The organism is Micromonospora sp. DT201, from assembly GCF_049841575.1.
Lineage (GTDB): Bacteria > Actinomycetota > Actinomycetes > Mycobacteriales > Micromonosporaceae > Micromonospora.
In genome coordinates this window covers 200743-222294 of sequence record NZ_JBNCKP010000007.1, presented here as the reverse complement: position 1 = coordinate 222294, position 21552 = coordinate 200743, and the positions used below count along the sequence as shown (strand labels likewise).

Annotated in this window: 2 protein-coding genes and 1 pseudogene; all 3 read right to left on the bottom strand. The window is 73.9% G+C overall.

The features are described 5' to 3' along the window. Positions 1–9 precede the first annotated feature (9 nt). Positions 10–1254, bottom strand: coding sequence for a crotonyl-CoA carboxylase/reductase (gene ccrA / locus ACLQ28_RS15230; protein ID WP_425686918.1), 1245 nt, complete (start codon positions 1252–1254; stop codon positions 10–12). After that, positions 1251–12473, bottom strand: a complete 11223-nt coding sequence (locus tag ACLQ28_RS15225; RefSeq protein ID WP_425686917.1) for an SDR family NAD(P)-dependent oxidoreductase — start codon at positions 12471–12473, stop codon at positions 1251–1253. Before ACLQ28_RS15225 ends, ccrA begins: the two co-directional genes overlap by 4 nt. A 164-nt stretch (positions 12474–12637) precedes the next feature. Next, positions 12638–21517: pseudogene (locus tag ACLQ28_RS15220) on the bottom strand (SDR family NAD(P)-dependent oxidoreductase); the annotation flags it as partial. Positions 21518–21552: the final 35 nt, after the last annotated feature.

Here is a 21552-nt window from a genome sequence, read left to right as displayed (position 1 = left end):
GGTTGCGGCTCACGCCGACAGCGTCGTCATGCCGGCCCGGGGGGCGTTGATGAGAACCGCGAGGTTGCCCGGCGGGTGCTCGTTGTCACGCATCAACTGGTGCGCCCGGCCGAGGTCGTCCATCGTCCCCGTCCAGGCCAGGCAGGGATCGACGCGGCCGGCGGCCACCAGCGCGGTGATCGCGCGGCACTCGGCGACGTTGGCGAAGTGCGAGCCCTGCAGGCGCTTCTGCCGCATCCAGAGGAAACGCAGGTCGACATCGGCGTGGTACCCGCTCGTGCCACCGCAGATGACGACCATGCCCGCGGTGTCGCACAGGTACATGGAGGTCGGGATGGTGTCCTGACCGGGATGCTCCAGCACGATGCGGGGAGCGCGCCGCTCGCCGAGAACCTCCCAGAACCGCTGCCCGAAGCCTCGCACCTGCTTGAGCCAGCCCTCGAACGCCGACGGGTCGTCGAGGCTCGGCAGACGGCCCCAGTGATCGAACTCCCGCCGGTCGATGACACCGGCCGCCCCAAGACGCAGGCAGTGCTCCCGGCGGTCGTCGTTGGAGACGACGGCGACCGGAACGCCGCCGTGCTCGCGGACGATCTGGATCGCCATTGAGCCGAGCCCACCGGCCCCGCCCCAGATCAGGACCGGGTCGCCGGGGCGGACCACGTGCGGCGGCCAGCCGCAGAGCTGCCGGTAGGCGGTCGCCCCGGTCAGCAGGTACGCTGCCGCCTCCTCCCACGTCAGCCGCGCCGGCTTGGGATGACACTGGTACTCGTCGACCACGGTGAACTGCGCGAAGGCGCCGTAGTTCTCCTCGTACCCCCAGACTCGCTGAGTGGACGAGGTCATCGGATCCGCGCCGGCACGGATGTCGGGGGCCGACTCATCCCACTGGCAGCCGGAGAGGACGACGTGGTCGCCCGGCCTGACCTGACGGGTTCCCTCGCCGACTGCCCACACCACGCCGGCGCCCTCGGAGCCGCCGATGTGGAACCCGCTGGCGTCGCGTCGACTGCGCGCGGCGATCACGTCGAGCGGCTTGCCCAGGGCGGCCCAGACGTTGTTGTAGTTCACGCCCGCGGCCATCATCATCACCAGCACCTGCCCCGGCCCCAGTGGTGGGACGTCCACCACCTCGGTGCGGAACGCCTCGGTCGGCGGGCCGTAGCGTTCCGGCCGGATGACGGAGGCGTACATCCGGGCCGGCACCTCGCCCAGCGGCGGTATGTCCCCGATCTCGTAGCAACTGGTGGTCATCGTGATCCTCCCCGTTCGGTGAGCCAGTCGTGCACGGTCTGTGCCGTGCCCGCGGCGTGGGTCTCGAGCATCGTGAAGTGGTCGCCCGCGACCGTGAGCGTGGTCTCGGCCGACGGCCAGTCGGCCTGCCACTCGCCGTCGGCGGAGCGGCCGGTCATCGGTGTCGCGGCCCGAATCAGCAGGGTCGGCGCGTGGACCGGCGTCGGCGTCCAGTCGAACTGCAGGTAGCGCGCCATCGCGGTGAGCCACGCGTCGCCCCGGGAGTCCTCGCCCTCGCCGGTCATCCGGGCCTGTCGTTCGAGCAGCCCGTGCAGCACCTGCGGGATCAGCTCCTCGATGAGCTCCGTGGCGTCCGGCCGGTAGGTGTCCAGCAGCACCAGCGCGGCGCACCGCTCGCCGCGCCGCTCCAGCTCGGCGGCGACCGCGTGCGCCACCAGACCACCCGACGAGTAGCCGGCGAGCGCGAACGGCTGCCCCGCCGCGTGCCGCAGGACGGTCTCGGCGTGCGCCCGTACCGCCGCCTCGTGCGTGGCCGGCAACGGCTCGCCTGCGCGAAAGCCGCTGTGCGGCAGGGCCGATACGGCGCGGACCCCGCGCAGCCCGGCCGCGAAGCGGGCGTACTGGTGCGGTCCGGAGCGACCGACGATCGGCGGCAGACAGATCAGGACGGGACCGTCGCCGTGGGCGAGGCGCAGCGGACCGGGCCCGTCCACGAGGTCGGCCGCGTCCGTGAACGCGGGCCGGAAGTCCGCCAGCAGGCGCAGGGAGGACACGAACTCCGGCGTCCGGCCGGCCTCGACGGCCGACTGGAGAAGCCCCGAGAGGCCGGCGCCGGACCGCCGGGCGACCTCCGGACCGGCTGGCGCGCCGTCCGGTAGCAGCAGCTCGGCGAGGACGAAGGCGGCGAGCGCGCTGGGGGTGGGGTGGTCGAAGACGAGGGCCGGTGGCAGCCGCAGCCCGGTCACCGCGGACAGCCGGTTCCGCAGCTCCACAGCGGTCAGCGAGTCGAAACCGAGCTCCAGGAAGGCAGCCGTGGCGGTGACCGCCTCCGCGTCGCCGTGCCCGAGCGCCGTCGCGGCCTGCGTGCGTACCAGCGAGAGCATGACCTCTGCCCGCTCGGCGGGTGGCAGCCCGGCCAGCCGCTGGCGCAGGGCGGTCCCGCCGTCGGCGGCGACGGCACCGGGCTGGCTCACTCGGCGGCGGGCGGCGGCGCCGGTCAGACCACTCAGGAGCGGCGGCAGGGCCGGCCCCTGCGCCCGCAGGGCGGCGCGGTCGAAACGCACAGGCAGCAGGACCGGCTCGTCCCTGCTCAGCGCGGCGTCGAGCAGGGCGAGCCCCCGCTCGGCAGCGAGGGGCAGGATGCCACCGCGGGCCATCCGGTTCAGGTCGGCGTCGCTCAGCTCGGCCATCCCGCTGGCTGGCCCCCACAGGCCCCAGGCGAGGGACGTGCCGCTGAGGCCCCGGGCGCGTCGGTGCCAGGCGAGCGCGTCGAGGAAGGTGTTGGCGGCTGCGTAGTTGGCCTGCCCCGGTCCGCCGAGCACCCCGGACGCCGCCGAGAACAGCACGAACGCCCGCAGCCCCGTGGTGAGCTCGTGCAGGTTGACCGCCCCGTCGACCTTGGGGCGCAACACCCGGTCGACCTGTTCGGCGGTGAGCGTGTCGGCCAGGCCGTCGTCCAGGACGCCGGCCACGTGGAACACCGCGTCCACCGGGTGCTCGGCGAGCACCGCGGCCAGAGCCGCGCGGTCGGCCACGTCGCAGGCCAGCAGCGTCACGTCTGCGCCGAGCGCGGTCAACTCGGTCACGAGGTCGTCCGCCTCGCCGCCACGGCTCAGGAGCACCAGGCGACGCACACCGTGCGCGGTGACGAGGTGCCGCGCCACGAGCCGGCCCAGCGCGCCCGTCGCGCCGGTGACCAGGACAGTGCCGTCCAGATCCAGCGCCGGCACGGTCAGTACGACCTTGCCGACGTGCCGCGCCTGGCTCAGGTGGCGCAGCGCGGCCGACGCCCGTCGGACGTCCCACCGGGTCACCGGCAGCGGTCGCAGCACGCCACTCACGAACAAGACGAGCAGCTTCCGCAGCATCGCGCCCAGCACGTCCGGGCCGGCCTCGTTGAGGTCGAACGCCCGGTACGTGACGCCGACCGGCATCGTCGCCTGGTCACGCAGGTCCGTCTTGCCCATCTCGAGGAACCGTCCGCCGCGCGGCAGCAGCCGCAGGGACGCGTCGACGAAGTCGCCGGCAAGCGCGTTGAGCACGACGTCGACGCCCTGCCCATCGCTTGCCCGCCGGAACGTCTCGGTGAAGTCGAGCGTGCGCGAGGAGGCGATCCGCTCGTCCGGCAACCCGGCCGCACGCAGGGCCTGCCACTTCGGCGGACTGGCCGTGCCATAGACCTCGGCCCCGAGGTGCTCGGCGATCTGCACGGCGGCCATGCCCACCCCGCCGGTGGCGGCATGGATCAGCACCGACTCACCGGCACGCAGGTCGGCCAGCTCCACCAGCCCCCGGTAGGCGGTGAGGAACGCGACGGGCACGGTGGCCGCCTCGGTGAAGGACCACCCGCTCGGCATGGGCACCACCAACCGGTGGTCGGTGACGGCCACCGGGCCGAAGCCGCCACACGCGGCGAACAGTCCCATCACCCGGTCGCCGGGAGTCAGGCCGGTCACGCCGGGGCCCACCTCCAGCAGGATGCCGGCGCCCTCGCCACCGAGGAGAGACTTCTGCGGATACATGCCGAGGGTGATGAGCACGTCGCGGAAGTTGACCCCGGCGGCGTGCACGGCGATCCGGACCTGCCCCGGGGCGAGCGGTGCATCCGCCTCGGGAGCGGGCACGAGCGCCAGGTCCTCGACGCCGGTGCCGCCCGCCGCGGCCACGTCGAGCCGCCAGGCGCCGGCCCCCGTGGGAGGTTCGAGCAGACCGTCGGTGCCGGCCTGCACCACGCGCGGGACGTACGCGGTGCCGTCCCGGAGCGCCACCTGCGGCTCGCCCGCGGTCAGCGCGGCGACCAGGGCGCCGGGGAGCGCGGCCCAGGAGTCGTCGTCCACGTCGAGGACTGTGAGACGTCCCGGATTCTCGGTCTGCGCCGAGCGCAGCAGGCCCCACACCGGCGCGTAGGCGAGGTCGGTGGCCGCCCGATCGCGAACCGGCACCGCTCCTCGGGTGACGATCACCAGGTGCGAGTCGGCACCGCGAACAGCACCGAGCCAGGTTTGCACGATGCCGAGGACCCGCTGCACGGCCGCGTGCGTCGCCGCCGCGTCCGGGGCAGCGCCTCCGGCGGCGTCGCCGAGCGCGGCGAGGGTGACGGCGGGCCCCGGGTCGTCGGCAGCGGCGAGGCGTACGCCAGCGCCAAACAGGGCGGCGCCGAGGCCGAGGTCGTCGTCCGCGACCGCCCACGGCCGGTCGGGGCCGGCCGGGGCGGCCGGCATCGCGATCCAGTCGAGCCGGTGCAGGAGATTCCGTCGGGCCGCCCCGGTGGCGGTCAGCAGGTCGGCGGAGATCACCCGGGTGGTCAGCGCCTCGACCGAGGCGACCGGGCGGCCGCCCTCGTCCGCGACCTGCACGGCAAGCTGCTCAGCCCCGGTCGGCACCAGCCGGACCCGGAGCGCGGCGGCGCCTGCCGCGTGCAAATGAACGCCGGTCCAGGCGAACGGCAGCCGGGGCGGTCCCGGGTCGTCGGCCACCGCCGCCGCGGCGTGCAGGGCGGCGTCGAGCAGCGCGGGGTGCAGACCGTACCGGGCGGCGTCGGCGTGCAGGGCGGTCGGGAGCCGAACCTCGGCGAAGATCTCACCGGCACGCCGCCAGACCGCCTGGAGCCCGCGGAACGCCGGTCCGTACGCGTGGCCGGCTTCGGCCAGCCGCTCGTAGAGGCCGTCGATCGGCACCGGCTCGGCGTCGGGCGGCGGCCAGGTGGCGAGGTCGAAGGCAGGCGCGGGGTCACCGGAGCGTAGGACCCCTGTGGCGTGCGTGGTCCATTCGTCATCCCCGTCCGCGGGCCGGGAGTGCACGGACAGGGGGCACTCCCCCGATCCACCAGGGGACCCGACGACGACCTGCACCTGGACGGCACCGGGTCCCGGCGTCAGCGGTGTCCGCAGGACCAGTTCCTCGACCTGGTCGCAGCCGACCTCGTCGGCGGCGCGCAAGGCCAGTTCGAGCAGTGCCGTGCCGGGGACGAGCACGGTGTCGCGGACCGCATGGTCGGCGAGCCACGGCACGTCACGTACCCCGAGCCGGCCGGTCAGCACCAGATCGTCGCCGACGGCGGAGGCGACCACCGCTCCCAGCAGGGGGTGGTCGGCCGCGGTCAGACCTGCCGAGGCCACGTCGGCGGCGCCGGTGGACCCGGCCGCGAGCCAGTACCGCCGGCCCTGGAAGGGATAGGTGGGCAGCGCGGTCCGGCGCGCACCGGTGCCCTCGAAGACCCGTTCCCAGTCGACGTCGACGCCATGCGCGTACGCCTCACCGACCGACCTCAGGTAGCGCTCCGTACCACCTTCGTCCCGGCGTAGCGTTCCGAGCACGGCGGCCTCGTGGCCGGCCGCCGTGGCGGTCGCGTTCAGGCCGAGCGCCAGCACGGGGTGCGGGCTCATCTCGATGAAGACGCTGTGCCCCGCCTCCATCAGGGCGCGGGCAGCGGGTTCGAAGCGGACGGTGTGGCGTACGTTGCGCCACCAGTAGCTCGCGTCGAGCCGGGTCGTGTCGAGGCGTTCGCCGATGACTGTGGAATAGAAGTCCACGGTGCTGGACGCCGGCTCGACTCCCTCGAACGCCGCCTCGAAGCGCGACCGCAGCGGGTCCAGGTGTGCGGAGTGACCGGCGGCGCTGGCCTCGATGCCGCGGGTCCGTACGCCCTCACCGGCCAGCCGGTCGAGCAGGTCCTCGACAGCGTCCACGTCGCCGGAGACCACCACCGACTCCGGCCCGTTGACGGCGGCGACGGTGACCCGTCCGCCCCACTCGGGCAGCCGGGCGGACACGTCGCCGTGGGACATCAGCACCGAGCCCATCGCGCCGGTGCCGGACAACTCGGCGAGTGCCGCGCTGCGCAGGGCCACCATCCGGGCGGCCTCGGTCAGCGTGATGGCACCCGCCACACAGGCCGCGGCGAGTTCGCCCTGGCTGTGCCCCACCACCGCGGCGGGCTTGACGCCGTGGCTGCGCCACAACTCGGCGAGGGACACCATCACGGCGAACAGCACCGGCTGGACGACGTCGGTCCGCGTCATCGAGGGCGCGTCCGGCTCGCCGCGCAGGACGGCGAACAACGACCAGTCCAGGTACGGGGACAACGCGTCGGCGCACTGGAGCATCCGGGCGGCGAACACCGGCTCGGTGTCCAGCAGGTCCAGGGCCATGCCGGGCCACTGCGCACCCTGCCCGGGGAAGACGAACACCGGCCGATCGGCGTTGTGCAGCACGGTTCCGCGTACGAGCCCGGGCCAGGCCTCGCCGTGGGCCAGCGCGTGCAGAGCGGCCGGTACCCGGCCCGGGTCGGCCGTCACGAGGACGGCCCGGTGCGGCAGGTGGGCACGAGTGGTCGCCAGCGAGTACGCCAGGTCCGCGCCGGTCCGCCCGCTCGCCGACACGTGTGCACCCACCCGGTTGGCCCAGGCGTCCAGCGCCTCCGGGGTGCGGGCCGACAACACCAAGGGCAGGGGGCGGCCGGGGGCGGCCGGCACCCGTGGCTCGAAGTCCGATTCCGCGACGGTTTCGACGATGGCGTGCGCGTTGGTGCCGCTGGCACCGAACGACGAGATCGCGGCGCGGCGCGCGCGGCCGGTGTCCGGCCACGCGACTGTTTCGGTCAGCAGCCGTACGGTTCCCGCCGACCAGTCGACGTGCGGGGTGGGCTCGTCGACGTGCAGGGTGGACGGCAGGATGCCGCGCCGCATCGCCTCGATCATCTTGAGCAGCCCGGCCATGCCGGAGGCCGCCTGGGTGTGCCCGATGTTGGACTTCACCGACCCCAACCACAGTGGCCGGTCGACCGGCCGGTCGTGCCCGTACACGGCCAGCAGCGCCTGCGCCTCGATCGGGTCGCCGAGCCGGGTGCCGGTGCCGTGTGCCTCCACCGCGTCGACGTCGACGGGGGCCAGTCCGGCGTTCTCCAACGCCTGCCGGATCACCCGCTGCTGGGCCGGACCGCTCGGCGCGGTCAGGCCGTTGCTGGCACCGTCGGAGTTGACGGCCGAGCCGCTCAACCGGGCGAGGACCGGGTGGCCGTGCCGCCGGGCCACCGAAAGCCGCTCCAGGAGCACCATGCCAGCCCCCTCGGACCAGCCGGTGCCGTCGGCCGCGGCGGCGAACGGTTTGCACCGGCCGTCCGGCGCGAGGCCTCGCTGGCGGCTGAACTCGATGAACGGCAGCGGTGTCGGCATCACCATGACGCCACCCACGAGGGCCGCCTCGCACTCGCCTTGCCGCAGCGACTGGGCGGCGAGGTGCAGCGCAACCAGCGACGACGAGCAGGCGGTGTCGATGGTCAGCGCCGGGCCCTCCAGCCCGTACGTGTAGGCGAGCCGCCCGGAGATGATGCTGGTGGCGTTGCCGGTGAGCAGGTATCCGCCGACGCCGTCGGGTACCTCGGTCAGGCCGGTGCCGTAACCCTGCCCGGCCGCGCCCACGAAGACGCCGACCCGGCAGCCGCGCAGGGCCGTCGGGTCGATCCCGGCCCGCTCGAAGACCTCCCAGGATGTCTCGAGCAGCAGTCGCTGCTGCGGATCCATGGCCAACGCCTCGCGCGGATTGATGCCGAACAGCGCCGCGTCGAAACGGTCGGCGTCGGCGAGGAAGCCGCCCTGGTTCGCGTACGTGGTGCCGCCATGGTCCGGGTCCGGGTGGTAGATGCCGTCGAGGTCCCAACCACGGTCGGTGGGGAAGGGGCCGATCGCGTCGACGCCGTCGGCGACGAGCCGCCACAGGTCGTCCCCGGAGCGGACGCCGCCCGGGAACCGGCAGCCGGTGGCCACGATGACAATCGGGTCGTTGTCGTCCGCCGCCGACGCGACGGGCAGCACGCCTGGCCGGTCGCCGCTGTCGCCCAGTTCCTCGCCGAGGTGCCGGGCAAGGGCGGCCGCGGTCGGATGGTCGAAGACGACGGTGGCCGGCAGCGGCAGACCGGTCGCCGTGGACAGGGCGTCCCGCAGCTCCACAGCGGTCAGCGACTCCAGGCCCAACTCCCGGAACGGCCGATCGGCGGCGACGACGGCCGCCGACGACAGATCCAACACTGCCGCGACCTGCTCGCGGACGAGGTCGAGCAGCGGGCGGGCGCGACGGGCGACGGGCGCCGCGGGGGCGGGCGCGGGCGGCGAGGCCGCCACGAGGTTTTCGATAAGCGGGCGGGGTCGGGCCAGCGTGTACGAGGCGGCGAACCGGTCCCAGTCGACGTCGGCGACCACACGGGTGGCCGCGCCGGACTCGACGCAACGGCGCATCGCCTCCAACGCCGTCCGGGGCGCCATCGGGGACAGACCGGCGCGGCGCAGCATCGGCTCCGCCCCGTCCGCCATGCCGCCGCCTGCCCACGGCCCCCAGGCGATCGACGTCGCGGCGAGACCCCGGGCGCATCGACGCTCGGCGAGGGCGTCGAGGTGGGCGTTGGCGGCGGCGTACCCGGCCTGGCCGGCGCTGCCCCACGTGCCGGCGACGGACGAGAACAGCACGAACGCGTCCAGCGCGACCCCGTCAAGCAGGTCGTCGAGCAGGTCGGCACCGGCCACTTTGGCGCCCCGGGCGTCCGCCAGCACGTCGAGACCCGGGTCGGCGAGCGGGGTCGGATGACTGGTGCCGGCGGTGTGCACGACGGCGGTCGGCGGGTGGTCCCGGAGCAGGCCGGCGAGAAACTCCCGATCAGTGACGTCACCGGCCGCGATGGTCACGGCGACCCCCTGCGCGGTGAGGTCGTCGCGAAGGGCGTCGGCCCCCTGGGCCTCGGCGCCGGACCGGCTGGTCAGCACCAGATGTCCCGCCCCGTTGGCGGCGAGCCAGCGGGCCACGCGCGCGCCGAGGGCACCCGTGCCGCCGGTCACCACCACGGTGCCCCGCGGCGTCCAGGGTCGGGTGACGCGGTCACCGGCGACCCGGCTCAGGCGTGGCACGAACACGCCACCGGGGCGCACCGCGTACTGGTCGTCATGGCCCGGGGTGGCCAGGATGGCGGGCAGCCGGTCCCAGTCGTCGCCGGACAGGTCGACCAGCCCGCCCCACCGGTCCGGATGCTCCAGACCGATGACCCGACCCAGTCCCCAAAGTTGCGCACCGACCGGATTCGGCGGCGGGTCACCCGGCGCGGCGGACACCGCGCCCGTGGTCAGAACCCACAGCGGCGCGTCGAGGTCACTGGCCAGGGCGGCCGTGCCAGCCGCGTCGAGCAGGGACAGCACCGCCTGCGGACGCTCGCCGGGGCACAGGCCCCGGTCGACCGAGCGGGCCTCTGCGCCAGCGGCGGCCAGCGCCCGGATCACCGGCTCGGCGGCCTCCGCGCTGGGCGCGGCGACGAGCCAGATGCCGTCGAGCGACGCCGGTTCGGGTTCGGGCACTGCCTGCCAGGTGACGCGGTAGTGCCACCCGGCGTCCGGGGCGTCGCCGCCAGGTCCCGGTTCGAGCCAGTGGCGCTCACGCTGGAACGCGTACGTCGGCAGCGGCACCGCACGGCCGCCGGTCAGCACCGTGGGCCAGTTCACGCGTACACCGGCGAGGTGGACCCGGGCGAGCGCGGACAGCGCCGTGTCGGCCTCGTCCCGGTCGCGCCGCGACGACGGCACGAACAGCCCGTCGCGCCCCTGGCCGGACAGCACCCCGTCCGGGCCGACCTCGACAAAGACCGAGACACCGCGGCTGATGAGCAGGTCCAGGCCCGCGCCGAACCGCACCGTCGCCCGGACGTGGCGCACCCAGTAGTCCGCGCTGAACTCGCGGACCGGCTCACCGGTCACGTTGGAGATCACCGCGAGCGCCGGGCGCTCGTACCGGACTGTGGCGGCCACCTCGCCGAACTCCGCCAGCATCGGCTCCATGTGCGCCGAGTGGAACGCGTGCGAGACGTTCAGCCGCTGTACCCGGCGGCCGCGGGCCCGCCACTGCGCCGCGACGTCCTCGATGAGCTGCACCGGACCCGAGATCACGACCGACTCCGGGCCGTTGACCGCCGCGACGGGCAGGCCGGCGACCTCGGCCTCGGAGGCCTCCACGGCGACCATCGCGCCGCCGGCGGGCAGTGCCTCCATCAACCGGCCGCGCGCGGACACCAGGCGGCAGGCGTCGCTCAGCGACATCGCACCGGCGACGTGCGCGGCAGCCAGCTCACCGATCGAGTGCCCCAGCACGTACTCCGGTCGCACGCCCCAGGACTCCCACAGCCGGCACATGGCGACCTCGAACGCGAACAGCGCCTTCTGCGCCGACGAGGTGCGGGCCAGTGCCGCCTCGTCGGCCGTGCGAACCTCCTCGCCGTCCAGCAACGCCAGCGCCTCGTCCCACACCTCGGCGAAGACCGGGAACGCCGCCGCCAGCTCGCGGCCCATGCCGGCCCGCTGGGCGCCCTGACCGGTGAACAGAAACGCGGTCCGGGGGCGGCCGGCGACACCGCGCAGCACGCCTGGGGACGGGCGGTCCCCGGCCAGCGCGGCGAGCCGCTCGCGCAGCTCCTCGCGACTGCGGCCGAGCACGGCGGCGCGCTGTGGCAGCGCGGCCCGGGCACAGGCGAGGGTGTACGCCACGTCGAGCGGCGACAGCTCCAGTCGTGCGTCGACCCGCTCCAGCAGTCGTTCCGCCTGCGCCCGCAGCGCCTGGTCGGTGTGGCCGGAGAGGAGCCACGGCAGGACCGTGTCGACCACCGGGGCCTCCCACGGCTCCTGCTCCGCGGCCTCCTCGATGATGACGTGAGCGTTGGTGCCGCTGACGCCGAACGACGACACCCCCGCCCGTCGAGGACGCGCGGACCGCGGCCACGGCTCCGCCTCGGTGAGCAGCCGGACCGAACCGGCCGTCCAGTCCACATGTGGCGTCGGTTGCGCGGCGTGCAGCGTGCGCGGCAGCAGGCCATGCCGCAGGGCGAGCACCATCTTGACGACGCCACCGACACCCGCGGCGGCCTGGGTGTGGCCGATGTTCGATTTCAGCGAGCCGAGCCACAGCGGGCGGTCACGGTCCGCGCCGAATACACCGATCAGCGCGTCCGCCTCGATGGGGTCGCCGAGGGCGGTGCCGGTGCCGTGCGCCTCGACCGCGTCCACGTCCTGCGGTTCGAGCCGGGCGGCGGCCAGCGCGTCGCGGATCACCCGTTGCTGGGCCAGGCCGTTCGGTGCGGTCAGGCCGTTGCTGGCACCGTCGGAGTTGACCGCACTGCCGCGCAGCAGAGCCAGCACGGGGTGGCCGAGACGGCGGGCCTCGGAGAGCCGCTCCAGCAGCACCAGCCCGACGCCCTCGCCCCAGGAGGTGCCGTCGGCGTCGGCGGCGAACGCCTTGCAACGGGCGTCCGATGCCAGGCCGCCCTGCCGGCTGAACTCGGTGAACGCGGTCGAGGTGGCCATCACCGTGGCACCGCCGGCCAGCGCGAGGTGGCACTCGCCCTGCCGCAGCGACTGCGCCGCGAGATGCAGCGCGACCAGCGACGCCGAGCAGGCAGTGTCCACGGTGACCGCGGGGCCTTCGAACCCGAACGTGTACGACACCCGCCCGGACACGACACTTGCCGCGTTGCCGGTGATCAGGTAGCCCTCGGCACCGGGGTCGGCCTGTGCCAGCGCGCCGTAGTCCTGGCCGTTCGTGCCAACGAACACCCCGGTACGGCTGCCGCGCAGCCCGGCCGGGTCGAGGCCACCGTTTTCCAGCGTCTCCCAGGCCACCTCGAGCAGCAACCGCTGCTGCGGGTCCATCGACTGGGCCTCCCGGGGGCTGATGCCGAAGAAGCCGGGGTCGAAGTCGCCGGCGTCGGCGAGGAACCCGCCCTCGGTGGTGCGGCCGGCGGCCGGGAACCCCCACCCGCGATCGGCCGGGACCGGCCCGATGGCATCCCCGCCCCGGGCCAGCAGATCCCAGAACTCGTCGGGCCCCGTGACGCCGCCCGGGAAACGGCATCCCACCGCGACGATCGCGATGGGTTCGGTCGCGGCCTCGGCCAGGCGCTGGTTGTCGTCCTTGAGGCGTTTGTTGTCCCGCAGAGCGGCACGAAGTGCCTTTACCAGTTCGGCGTCGTCGCTCACCGATCTCCGCCTTCCAGGGCCAGGCGGACCAGGGCCGCGGCGGTCATCGTGTCGAACTCGTCAGTGCCGGCGGTCTCCGCGTCGGCCGGGGCGAGCAGGTCGTGCAGGTGTTCGGCGAGCGCCGCCGGTGTCGGATGGTCGTACAGAGCGGTCGCCGGCAACCGCACTCCGGTGGCTGCGGCCAGCCGGTTGCGAAGCTCCATCAGGGTCAGGGAGTCGAAGCCCAGTTCCCGGAAGACGACGTGCGGGCTGACGGTCTGGGCCGAGTCGTGGCGCAACACCGTCGCGGTGTGCGCGCAGACGACGTCGAGGACCAGGTCGGCGCGTTCGGTCGGGGAGCACGCCGCGAGCTGGTCCGCGAGTTGGTCCGCGAGTTCCACGCCGGCCGGTGCCTCGGCACCGGGCGTCACGAGATCGCGAAGCAGCGGGCTGGGGCGGACCTCGGTGAAGGCCGTACCGAAGCGGGTCCAGTCGATGTCGGCCACCGCGACGCAGGTCTCGTCCGCGTCAAGAGCCGCCCGCAGCGCCGACAGCGCGCGGTCCGGCGACATCGGCTCGATCCCGCGCCGACGCAGCCGCTCGCCGACCTCCCCGTCCGCGAGGCCACCGTCGGCCCAGGCACCCCAGGCCACGGAGGTCGCGGTGCGACCCTCGGCGCGCCGGTGCCGGGCCAGAGCGTCCAGGTAGGCGTTGGCGGCCGCGTAGTTCGCCTGGCCGGCGTTGCCGACCAGGCCGGCGAACGAGGAAAACAGGACGAAGGCGTCCAGGTCGTGGCCGGCGGTCAGTTCGTGCAGGTGGCGTGCCCCGGCAGCCTTCGGCGCGTCCACGGCGGCGAACCGCTCCGGCGTCAGGTCGGCGATGAAGCCGTCGTCGAGCACACCGGCGGTGTGGAAGACGGCGGTCAGCGGGACCTCGGCGGGCACGTCGTCGAGCACCCGAGCCAGTGCCGCCCGGTCGCCCGCGTCGGCGGCGCACACGGTGACCCGACTGCCGAGCGCGGTGAGCTCGTCGGTCAAAGTCACCGCGCCAGGCGCGCCGAGGCCGCGCCGGCTCAGCAGGATCAGGTGGGGTGCACCGGCCCGGGCCAGCCATCGGGCTACGTGGGCGCCGAGCGCGCCGGTGCCGCCGGTGACGAGCACCGTGCCGCGCGGTGTCCACCGGCGTCGGGTGGCAGGCGGCGGGGCGGCGCGGAGGCGCCGGCCGTACGTGCCGGTGCGGCGCACCGCGATCTGGTCCTCGGGACCGCCCAGTACGGCGACGAGGGCGGCCGGGTCGACGCCATCGGTGATGTCGACGAGGCCGCCCCACCGCCCTTCGAGGGCCGCTACCCGGCCGAGTCCCCAGAGCCGCGCTCGGTCCGGGTCGGTGAGCGCATCGTCCGGTCCGATCGACACGGCGCGGCGGGTGACGCACCAGAGCGGAGCGCCGCCGAGCAGCGCGATGGTCTTCTGGACGCTGGCATGCAGCGAGAGGATGCCGTCGAGTCGGGTACCGGCCGGGGCATCGCGTACGGCGTCGCCGCCGGCCGCCCGGATCGCGGCGACGCAGGCGTCGGCGAGGCCGTGCCCGTCGTCGCCGGCCACCAGCCAGGTGCCGGTCAGGGCCGTCGGTGGTGCGGTCAGCGGCTCCCAGCGCTCCTGGTAGCGCCAGCTGGAGACGGCGGAGCGCTCGCGCCAGGTGGCGAGGGAGGGCAACAGTCGCCGCCAAGCGTCCCGGTCGGCGGCATCCCCGGCGCCCAGGGCATCGACGTCGCCCGCCTCCACGGCTGCCCAGAAGGCGGTGTCGGAGGCGGCGCGGGGCGGCGCGTCCAGCCAGTAGCGGCGGTGTTGGAACCGGTACGTCGGAAGCACCACCCGTCGGGCGTCGCGGCCGGCGAACACCGCCGGCCAGTCGACACCCACGCCCCGCGCCCAGGCCCGTGCCACCGAGTCCAGGAACCGTTGCAACCCGCCATCAGCGCGCCGCACCGACCCCAGCTCACGGGCCAGGATCGGATGGGGACTGACCTCCACCAGCGCGGCATCCCCCACCGCCTCGACGACCTGCCCGTACCGGACCGTCTCGCGTACGTTGCGGAACCAGTACTCGGCATCCAGGCCCGCCGTGTCCAGCAACTCGCCGGTCACCGTCGAGTAGAACGGCACTTCTGCCGAGCGGGGCTCGATGTCCTTCACCGCCGCCAGGATGTCCTCGCGGACCGCCTCGACGTGCGGGGAGTGTGACGCGTAGTCGACAGCGATCCGCCGGGCCCGTGGCTCGGCCGCCAGGAACCGTTCGACCGCGTCGACGTCCCCGGAGAGCACCGTCGAGTCCGGGCCGTTCACCGCCGCCACGGACAGGTCCCCGGGATCCACGTCTGCGAACGGCACCGACACCATCCCGCCGCGCCCAGCGAGGGCTGCCAAACAACGGCTGCGCAGCGCCACCACCCGCGCCGCGTCGTCCAACGACAACGCACCGGCCACGTACGCGGCGGCGATCTCACCCTGCGAGTGGCCCACGACCGCCGACGGCTGCACACCGTAGGAGCGCCACAACGCGGCGAGCGAGACCATCACCGCGAACAGCGCCGGCTGCACCACGTCGACCCGGTCCAGCGGCCCGGCCAGTTCCTCCCGCAACGACCACCCGGTGTGCGGGCGCAGGGCCTCCTCGCACGCCCGCATCGACGCGGCGAACACCGGCGAGGAGTCCCACAACTCCAGACCCATCCCGGTCCACTGCGAACCCTGACCGGGGAAGACGAACACCACCCGGCCGTCACCGGCACGGACCGGCAGGTCCTCCCCCACCACCCACCGCCACGGCAGGGCCGCTCGGCCCACCGCCAACGTGAAAGCCACGTCCACCGGCCTCAGCGCCGAAGAGCCCGATCCGCTTCGAGCTGCCGACCGCAACTCCGACAGACCCGACAACGAACGAACCTGCTCGCCCAGGGCCTCCCGTGAAGCCGCCGACACCACCCACGGCACCTCCGCACCGGCATCGACACCCGGCTCCACCACCGCGGGCGCCGCTTCCACGATCACGTGCGCGTTGGTGCCACTCATCCCGAACGCGGAGACACCCGCCCGCCGCGTGTCACCGTCCCAGGGCACCTCATCGGTCAACAGGCGCACCGCACCCGACGACCAATCCACCGCCGACGACGGCCGATCCACATGCAACGTCCGCGGCAACACCCCATGGGCCATCGCCAACACCGTCTTGATGACCCCGCCGACCCCGGCCGCTGCCTGCGTATGCCCCAGGTTGGATTTCAGCGACCCCAACCACAACGGCCGATCTCGACCTTGCCCGTACGCGGCGATCACCGCCTGCGCCTCGATCGGATCCCCGAGCCGCGTGCCCGTACCGTGCGCCTCCACCACATCGATGTCCGCCGGCCGCAGACCCGCGTCCGCCAACGCGTCCGCGATCACCCGCTCCTGCGCCGGCCCCGACGGTGCCGTCAACCCATTCGACGCACCGTCCTGATTCACCGCCGAACCCCGCACCACCGCAAGCACCGGATGGCCGTGCCGTTGCGCATCGGAGAGCCGCTCCACCACCAACCAACCCACACCCTCGGACCAGCCCGTACCGTCCGCCGCCTCGGCGAAGGCTTTACACCGCCCATCGGCCGCCAGCCCCCGCTGCCGACTGAACTCCACGAAGAGGCTGGGCATGGACATCACCGTCACGCCTCCGGCCAACGCCAGGTCGCACTCGCCCTGCCGCAACGCCCGGCTCGCCAGATGGATCGCCACCAACGACGACGAACACGCCGTATCAACCGTGACCGCCGGCCCTTCCAGCCCAAGCACGTACGCGATCCGCCCGGTCGCCACACTCCCGGCGCTGCCACTGCCCAGATAGCCCTCGAACTCCTCGGGGATCTCGTGCAGGCGGGCAGCGTAGTCGTGATGCATGATCCCGGCGAAGACGCCGGTCCGGCTGCCGCGCAACGACCGTGGATCGATCCCAGCCCGCTCCACCACCTCCCAGGACGTCTCCAGCAGCAACCGCTGCTGCGGATCCATCGCCGTCGCCTCCCGGGGACTGATCCCGAAGAACCCCGCATCGAAGTCGGCGACGCCCTCCAGGAACCCGCCCTGCCGTACCTGACTGCGGTCCACGGCGTCCTGGTCCCAGCCACGGTCCACCGGGAACGGGCCGAGCACCTCCCCGCCCTCGGCCAGCAACCGCCACAGATCCTCCGGCGAGGTGATCCCGCCCGGGTATCGGCAGGCCATGGCGACGATCGCGATCGGCTCGGCTGCGGACGGTCGCGCCGCGACGGCGCGGGCCGGTTCCGGCGCTCCGGTCAGGCGGGACCGGAGGTGGGCGGCGAGCGCGGCCGGGCTCGGGTGATCGAAGACGGCGGTGACCGGCAGGCGTACACCGGTCGCGACGGCCAGCCGGTTGCGCAGCTCGACCGCGGTCAGCGAGTCGAAGCCCAGCTCCTTGAACGCCCGATCGGCGTCGACGGGGGTGTCCCGCCGCAGGACCGCGGCGACGTGCCGACGGACCAGGTCCAGCAGGAGGCGTGCACTGTCCTCGGCGGGCAGCCGGCCCAGTCGGTCGGCAAGGTCGGGGTCGGCTGCGGACGCGACGGCAGCCCGGCGGGGACGGGCGGGCGCGAGGGCACGCAGCAGGGCCGGCGGTTCGTCGCCGAAGGCGGCCGGCGTCAGGCGTACGGGCACCAGCGCCGCGTCCTCGGCGCCGGCCGCCGCGTCGAACAGGGTCAGCCCTTCGGCCGTGGTCAGCGGCTCCAGACCGGATCGGCGCAGCCGGGCCAGGTCGGCGTCGGTGAGGTGACCGGTGAGCCCGCTCGACTCCGCCCAGAGTCCCCAGGCCAACGAGGTGGCCGGTAGGCCCGCCGCGCGACGGTGGCTGGCGAGGGCGTCGAGGAACGCGTTCGCTGCGGCGTAGTTTGCCTGCCCAGGGCTGCCCAGGACACCGGCGGTGGAGGAGAACAGCACGAACGCGGTGAGGCCGAGGTCGCGGGTCAACTCGTGCAGGTACCAGGCCGCGTCGATCTTCGGCCGCGCGACCCGGCGGAGGCGGTCCGGGGTCATCGCCTCGATCAGCCCGTCGTCGACCGCCCCGGCGGCGTGCACCACGGCACTGAGCGGACGGTCGGCCGGGATCGCGGCGAGCAGCGCCTCCAGGGCCGCACGGTCGGCCACGTCGCAGGCCGCGACCGTGACCTCGGCGCCCAGGGCGGTCAGGCCGTCCGGTACCGCGCCACCGTTGCGCGAGACCAGCAGCAGGTGGCGGACGCCATGCTCGGTCACCAGGTGCCGGGCCAGCCGGCGGCCCAAGGTGCCGGTGCCGCCGGTGATCAGTACCGTGCCAACCTCGATCGGCGCTGGCGTGCCGGTGCCCCGGTGCCGGACCAGGCGCGGCGCGTGCCAGGTGTCGCCGCGCATCGCAAGCTCGGGCTCGTCCGGCGGGACCGCAGCTGGCAGCGGCGCGCCGGCGGGGAGGTCGAGCAGGAGGAACCGGCCGGGATGTTCCCGTTGCGCCGACCGGACCAGTCCCCACACCGGCGCGGCGGCCAGATCGGTGAGCGGGCCCGGGCCGGCGGCCCCGCGCGTGACGACGACCAGTCGGCTGTCGCCGGCCTGGGCGTCGGCGAGCCAGCGCTGGATGCCGTCGAGGGCCTGCCGGGTCGTGGCGGCGGCACGCTCGGGCAGCGGTGTACGGGGGTCACCCTCGGCAATGGACAGGAATTCGAGCCCGGGTCCGGTCGCGGCCGGGGTGACGAGTTCCGGCCAGGAGACCCGGAACAGGTGGTTGCTGTCGGGTGCGGGCCGGAACTCCCGGGTGACCAGGGCGTCGACCGAGACGACGGGCGCACCGGCGATGTCGGTGGCAAGCAGAGACACGGACTCGTCGGCGTGCACGGTGGCTCGTACCCGCAGGGTGTCCGCTCCGGTGGCGTGCAGCCGTACGCCGCTCCAGCTGAACGGCAGCCGGCCGGGACCGGCGGCACCGCGGTCCGGGATCAGGGCGACGGCGTGCAGGGCGGCGTCGAGCAGCGCGGGATGCAGCCCGAAGTGGTGGCCGTCGAGGCCGTCGGGGAGCGTCACCTCGGCGAGGATCTCGTCACCGTGCCGCCACACCGCCCGCAGGCCCCGGAAGGCCTGCCCGTAGTGGAAGCCGGCGGCTGCCGCCCGCTCGTAGATGCCGTCGAGGGACACCGGTTCCGCGTCGGCGGGTGGCCAGGGGGTGTCATCGACTGCCGGAACGGGTGCGGTGTCGGGCAGCAGGGTGCCGGAGGCGTGCAGGGTCCACTCACTTCCGGTACGCGAGTGCACCGACACACTGCGCCGGCCGCTGTCGTCGGGATGCCCGACGACCATCTGGACTCTGGCCGGTGGGTGCAGCGGAGCGTGCAGGGTCAACTCCTCCACCTGACCGCCCGCGCGCAGCACCATCTCCAGCAGCCCGGTACCGGGCACCAGCGGTGTCCCGCCAACGGCGTGATCGGCCAGCCAATCCCCGCCGACCTCGCCCTCGAACAGGGCGCCCTGCGCCCCCTCGACGGGTTCGCCGAGCCAGCCCGTGCCGGTCAGCCAGTAGCGGTGGCGTTGGAACCGGTACGTCGGAAGCACCACCCGTCGGGCGTCGCGGCCGGCGAACACCGCGTCCCAGTCGACGTTCACGCCGCGCGCCCAGGCCCGCGCCACCGAATCCAGGAAACGCGGCAACCCACCATCATCGCGCCGCACCGACCCCAACTCGCGGGCCAGAATCGGATGCGGACTGACCTCCACCAACGCGGCGTCGCCCACCGCATCGACAACCTGGCCGTAGCGCACCGTCTCCCGCACGTTGCGGAACCAGTACTCGGCATCAAGGCCAGCCGTGTCCAGCAACCCGCCGGTCACCGTCGAGTAGAACGACACCTTTGCCGAACGAGGCTCGATGCCCTGCAACGCCGCGACGATCTCGTCCCGCACCGCCTCGACGTGCGGAGAGTGCGACGCGTAGTCCACCGCGACCCGCCGCGCCCGCGGCTCGGCCGCCAAGAACCGCTCCACCGCCTCAACATCACCCGAGAGCACCGTCGAATCCAGACCGTTCACCGCCGCCACCGACAGATCCCCCGGGTCGACGTCGGCGAACGGCACCGACACCATTCCGCCCCGGCCCGCGATGGCCCGCAACGCCCGACTGCGCAGCGCAACAATCCGCGCCGCGTCGTCCAACGACAGAGCACCCGCCACATACGCCGCCGCGATCTCACCCTGCGAGTGGCCCACGACAGCCGACGGCTGCACGCCGTACGACCGCCAGAGCGCCGCCAGCGACACCATCACGGCGAACAGGGCCGGCTGCACCACGTCGACCCGGTCCAGCGGGCCGGCCAGTACCTCCCGCAACGACCAACCCGTATGCGGCCGCAGGGCCTCCTCGCACGCCTGCATCTCGGCTGCGAACACCGGCGAGGTGTCCCACAGCTCCAGACCCATCCCCGTCCACTGCGAGCCCTGGCCGGGGAACACGAACACCACCCGGCCGTCACCAGCACGGACCGGCAGGTCCTCCCCCACCACCCACCGCCACGCCAACGCCGTCCGACCTGACGCCAACGTGAACGCCACATCCACCGACCGCAGCCCCGACAGACCCGACAAGGCGGCGACCTGCGTGTCCAGGGCCTCCCGCGACGCCGCCGACACCACCCACGGCACCTCCGGACCGACATCCGCACCCGGCTCCACGACCACCGGCGGCGCTTCCACGATCACGTGCGCGTTGGTCCCACTCATCCCGAACGCCGACACACCCGCCCGCCGCGTGTCCCCGTCCCAGCGCACCTCATCGGTCAACAACCGCACCGCACCCGACGACCAATCCACCGCCGACGACGGCCGATCCACATGCAACGTCCTCGGCAACACCCCACGACCCATCGCCAGGACCATCTTCATCACCCCGGCCACACCCGCCGCAGCCTGTGTGTGCCCCAGGTTCGACTTCACCGACCCCAACCACAACGGCCGATCCCGACCCCGCCCATATGCGGCGATCAGCGCCTGCGCCTCGATCGGATCCCCGAGCCGCGTGCCCGTCCCGTGTGCCTCCACCACATCCACGTCCGCAGGCGTGAGCCGCGCGTCGGCCAACGCCCGTTCGATGACCCGCTGCTGCGCCGGGCCGTTGGGTGCGGTCAGGCCACTGCTGGCGCCGTCCTGGTTGACCGCCGAGCCCCGCACCACGGCGAGGACCGGGTGGCCGTGCCGCTGCGCGTCGGAGAGCCGTTCCAGCAGCAGCATGCCGGCCCCCTCGGACCAGCCAGTGCCGTCCGCCGCCTCCGCGAACGGCTTGCACCGCCCATCGACCGCGAGGCCCCGCTGCCGGCTGAACTCCACGAACATGCCGGGGGTCGCCATCACCGTCACGCCACCGGCCAACGCCAGATCGCACTCGCCCTGCCGCAACGCCCGGCTCGCCAGATGGATCGCCACCAACGACGACGAACACGCGGTGTCCACAGTGACCGCCGGCCCCTCCAGACCCAGCACGTACGCGACCCGCCCGGTCGCCACACTCCCGGCGCTGCCACTGCCCAGATAGCCCTCCAGCTCCGGGTCCGGACGGGCCACCGAGGTGTAGTCGCTGTAGGCGACACCTGCGTACACGCCCACCGGGCGGCCCCGCAGCTCGGTCGGGTCGATGCCGGCCCGCTCGATCGCCTCCCACGACGTCTCCAGCAGCAACCGCTGCTGCGGATCCATCGCCTGCGCCTCGCGCGGGCTGATCCCGAAGAATTCAGCGTCGAAGAGGTCGACACGGTCGAGGAAGCCGCCGTGTCGGGTGTACGACGTGCCGGCGCGCTCCGGGTCCGGGTCGTGGATCGCCTCCAGGTCCCAGCCCCGGTCCGTCGGGAAGTCGCCGATGGCATCCCGGCCGTCGGAGAGCAGGCGCCAAAGATCCTCCGGGGTGTCCACGCCGCCGGGCAGCCGGCAGCTCATCGCGACGATTGCGATGGGCTCGGGCTCCTCCAGCTGGCGGATGCGTTGCCGGCTCCGGCGCAGGTCGTCGGTGACCAGCCGCAGGTACTCGCGAAGCTTGTCTTCGTTGG

Bases quoted from the DNA above. Each gene is read 5' to 3' on its own strand.
- ccrA (WP_425686918.1), bottom strand. From the start codon at position 1,254: ATGACCACCAGTTGCTACGAGATCGGGGACATACCGCCGCTGGGCGAG.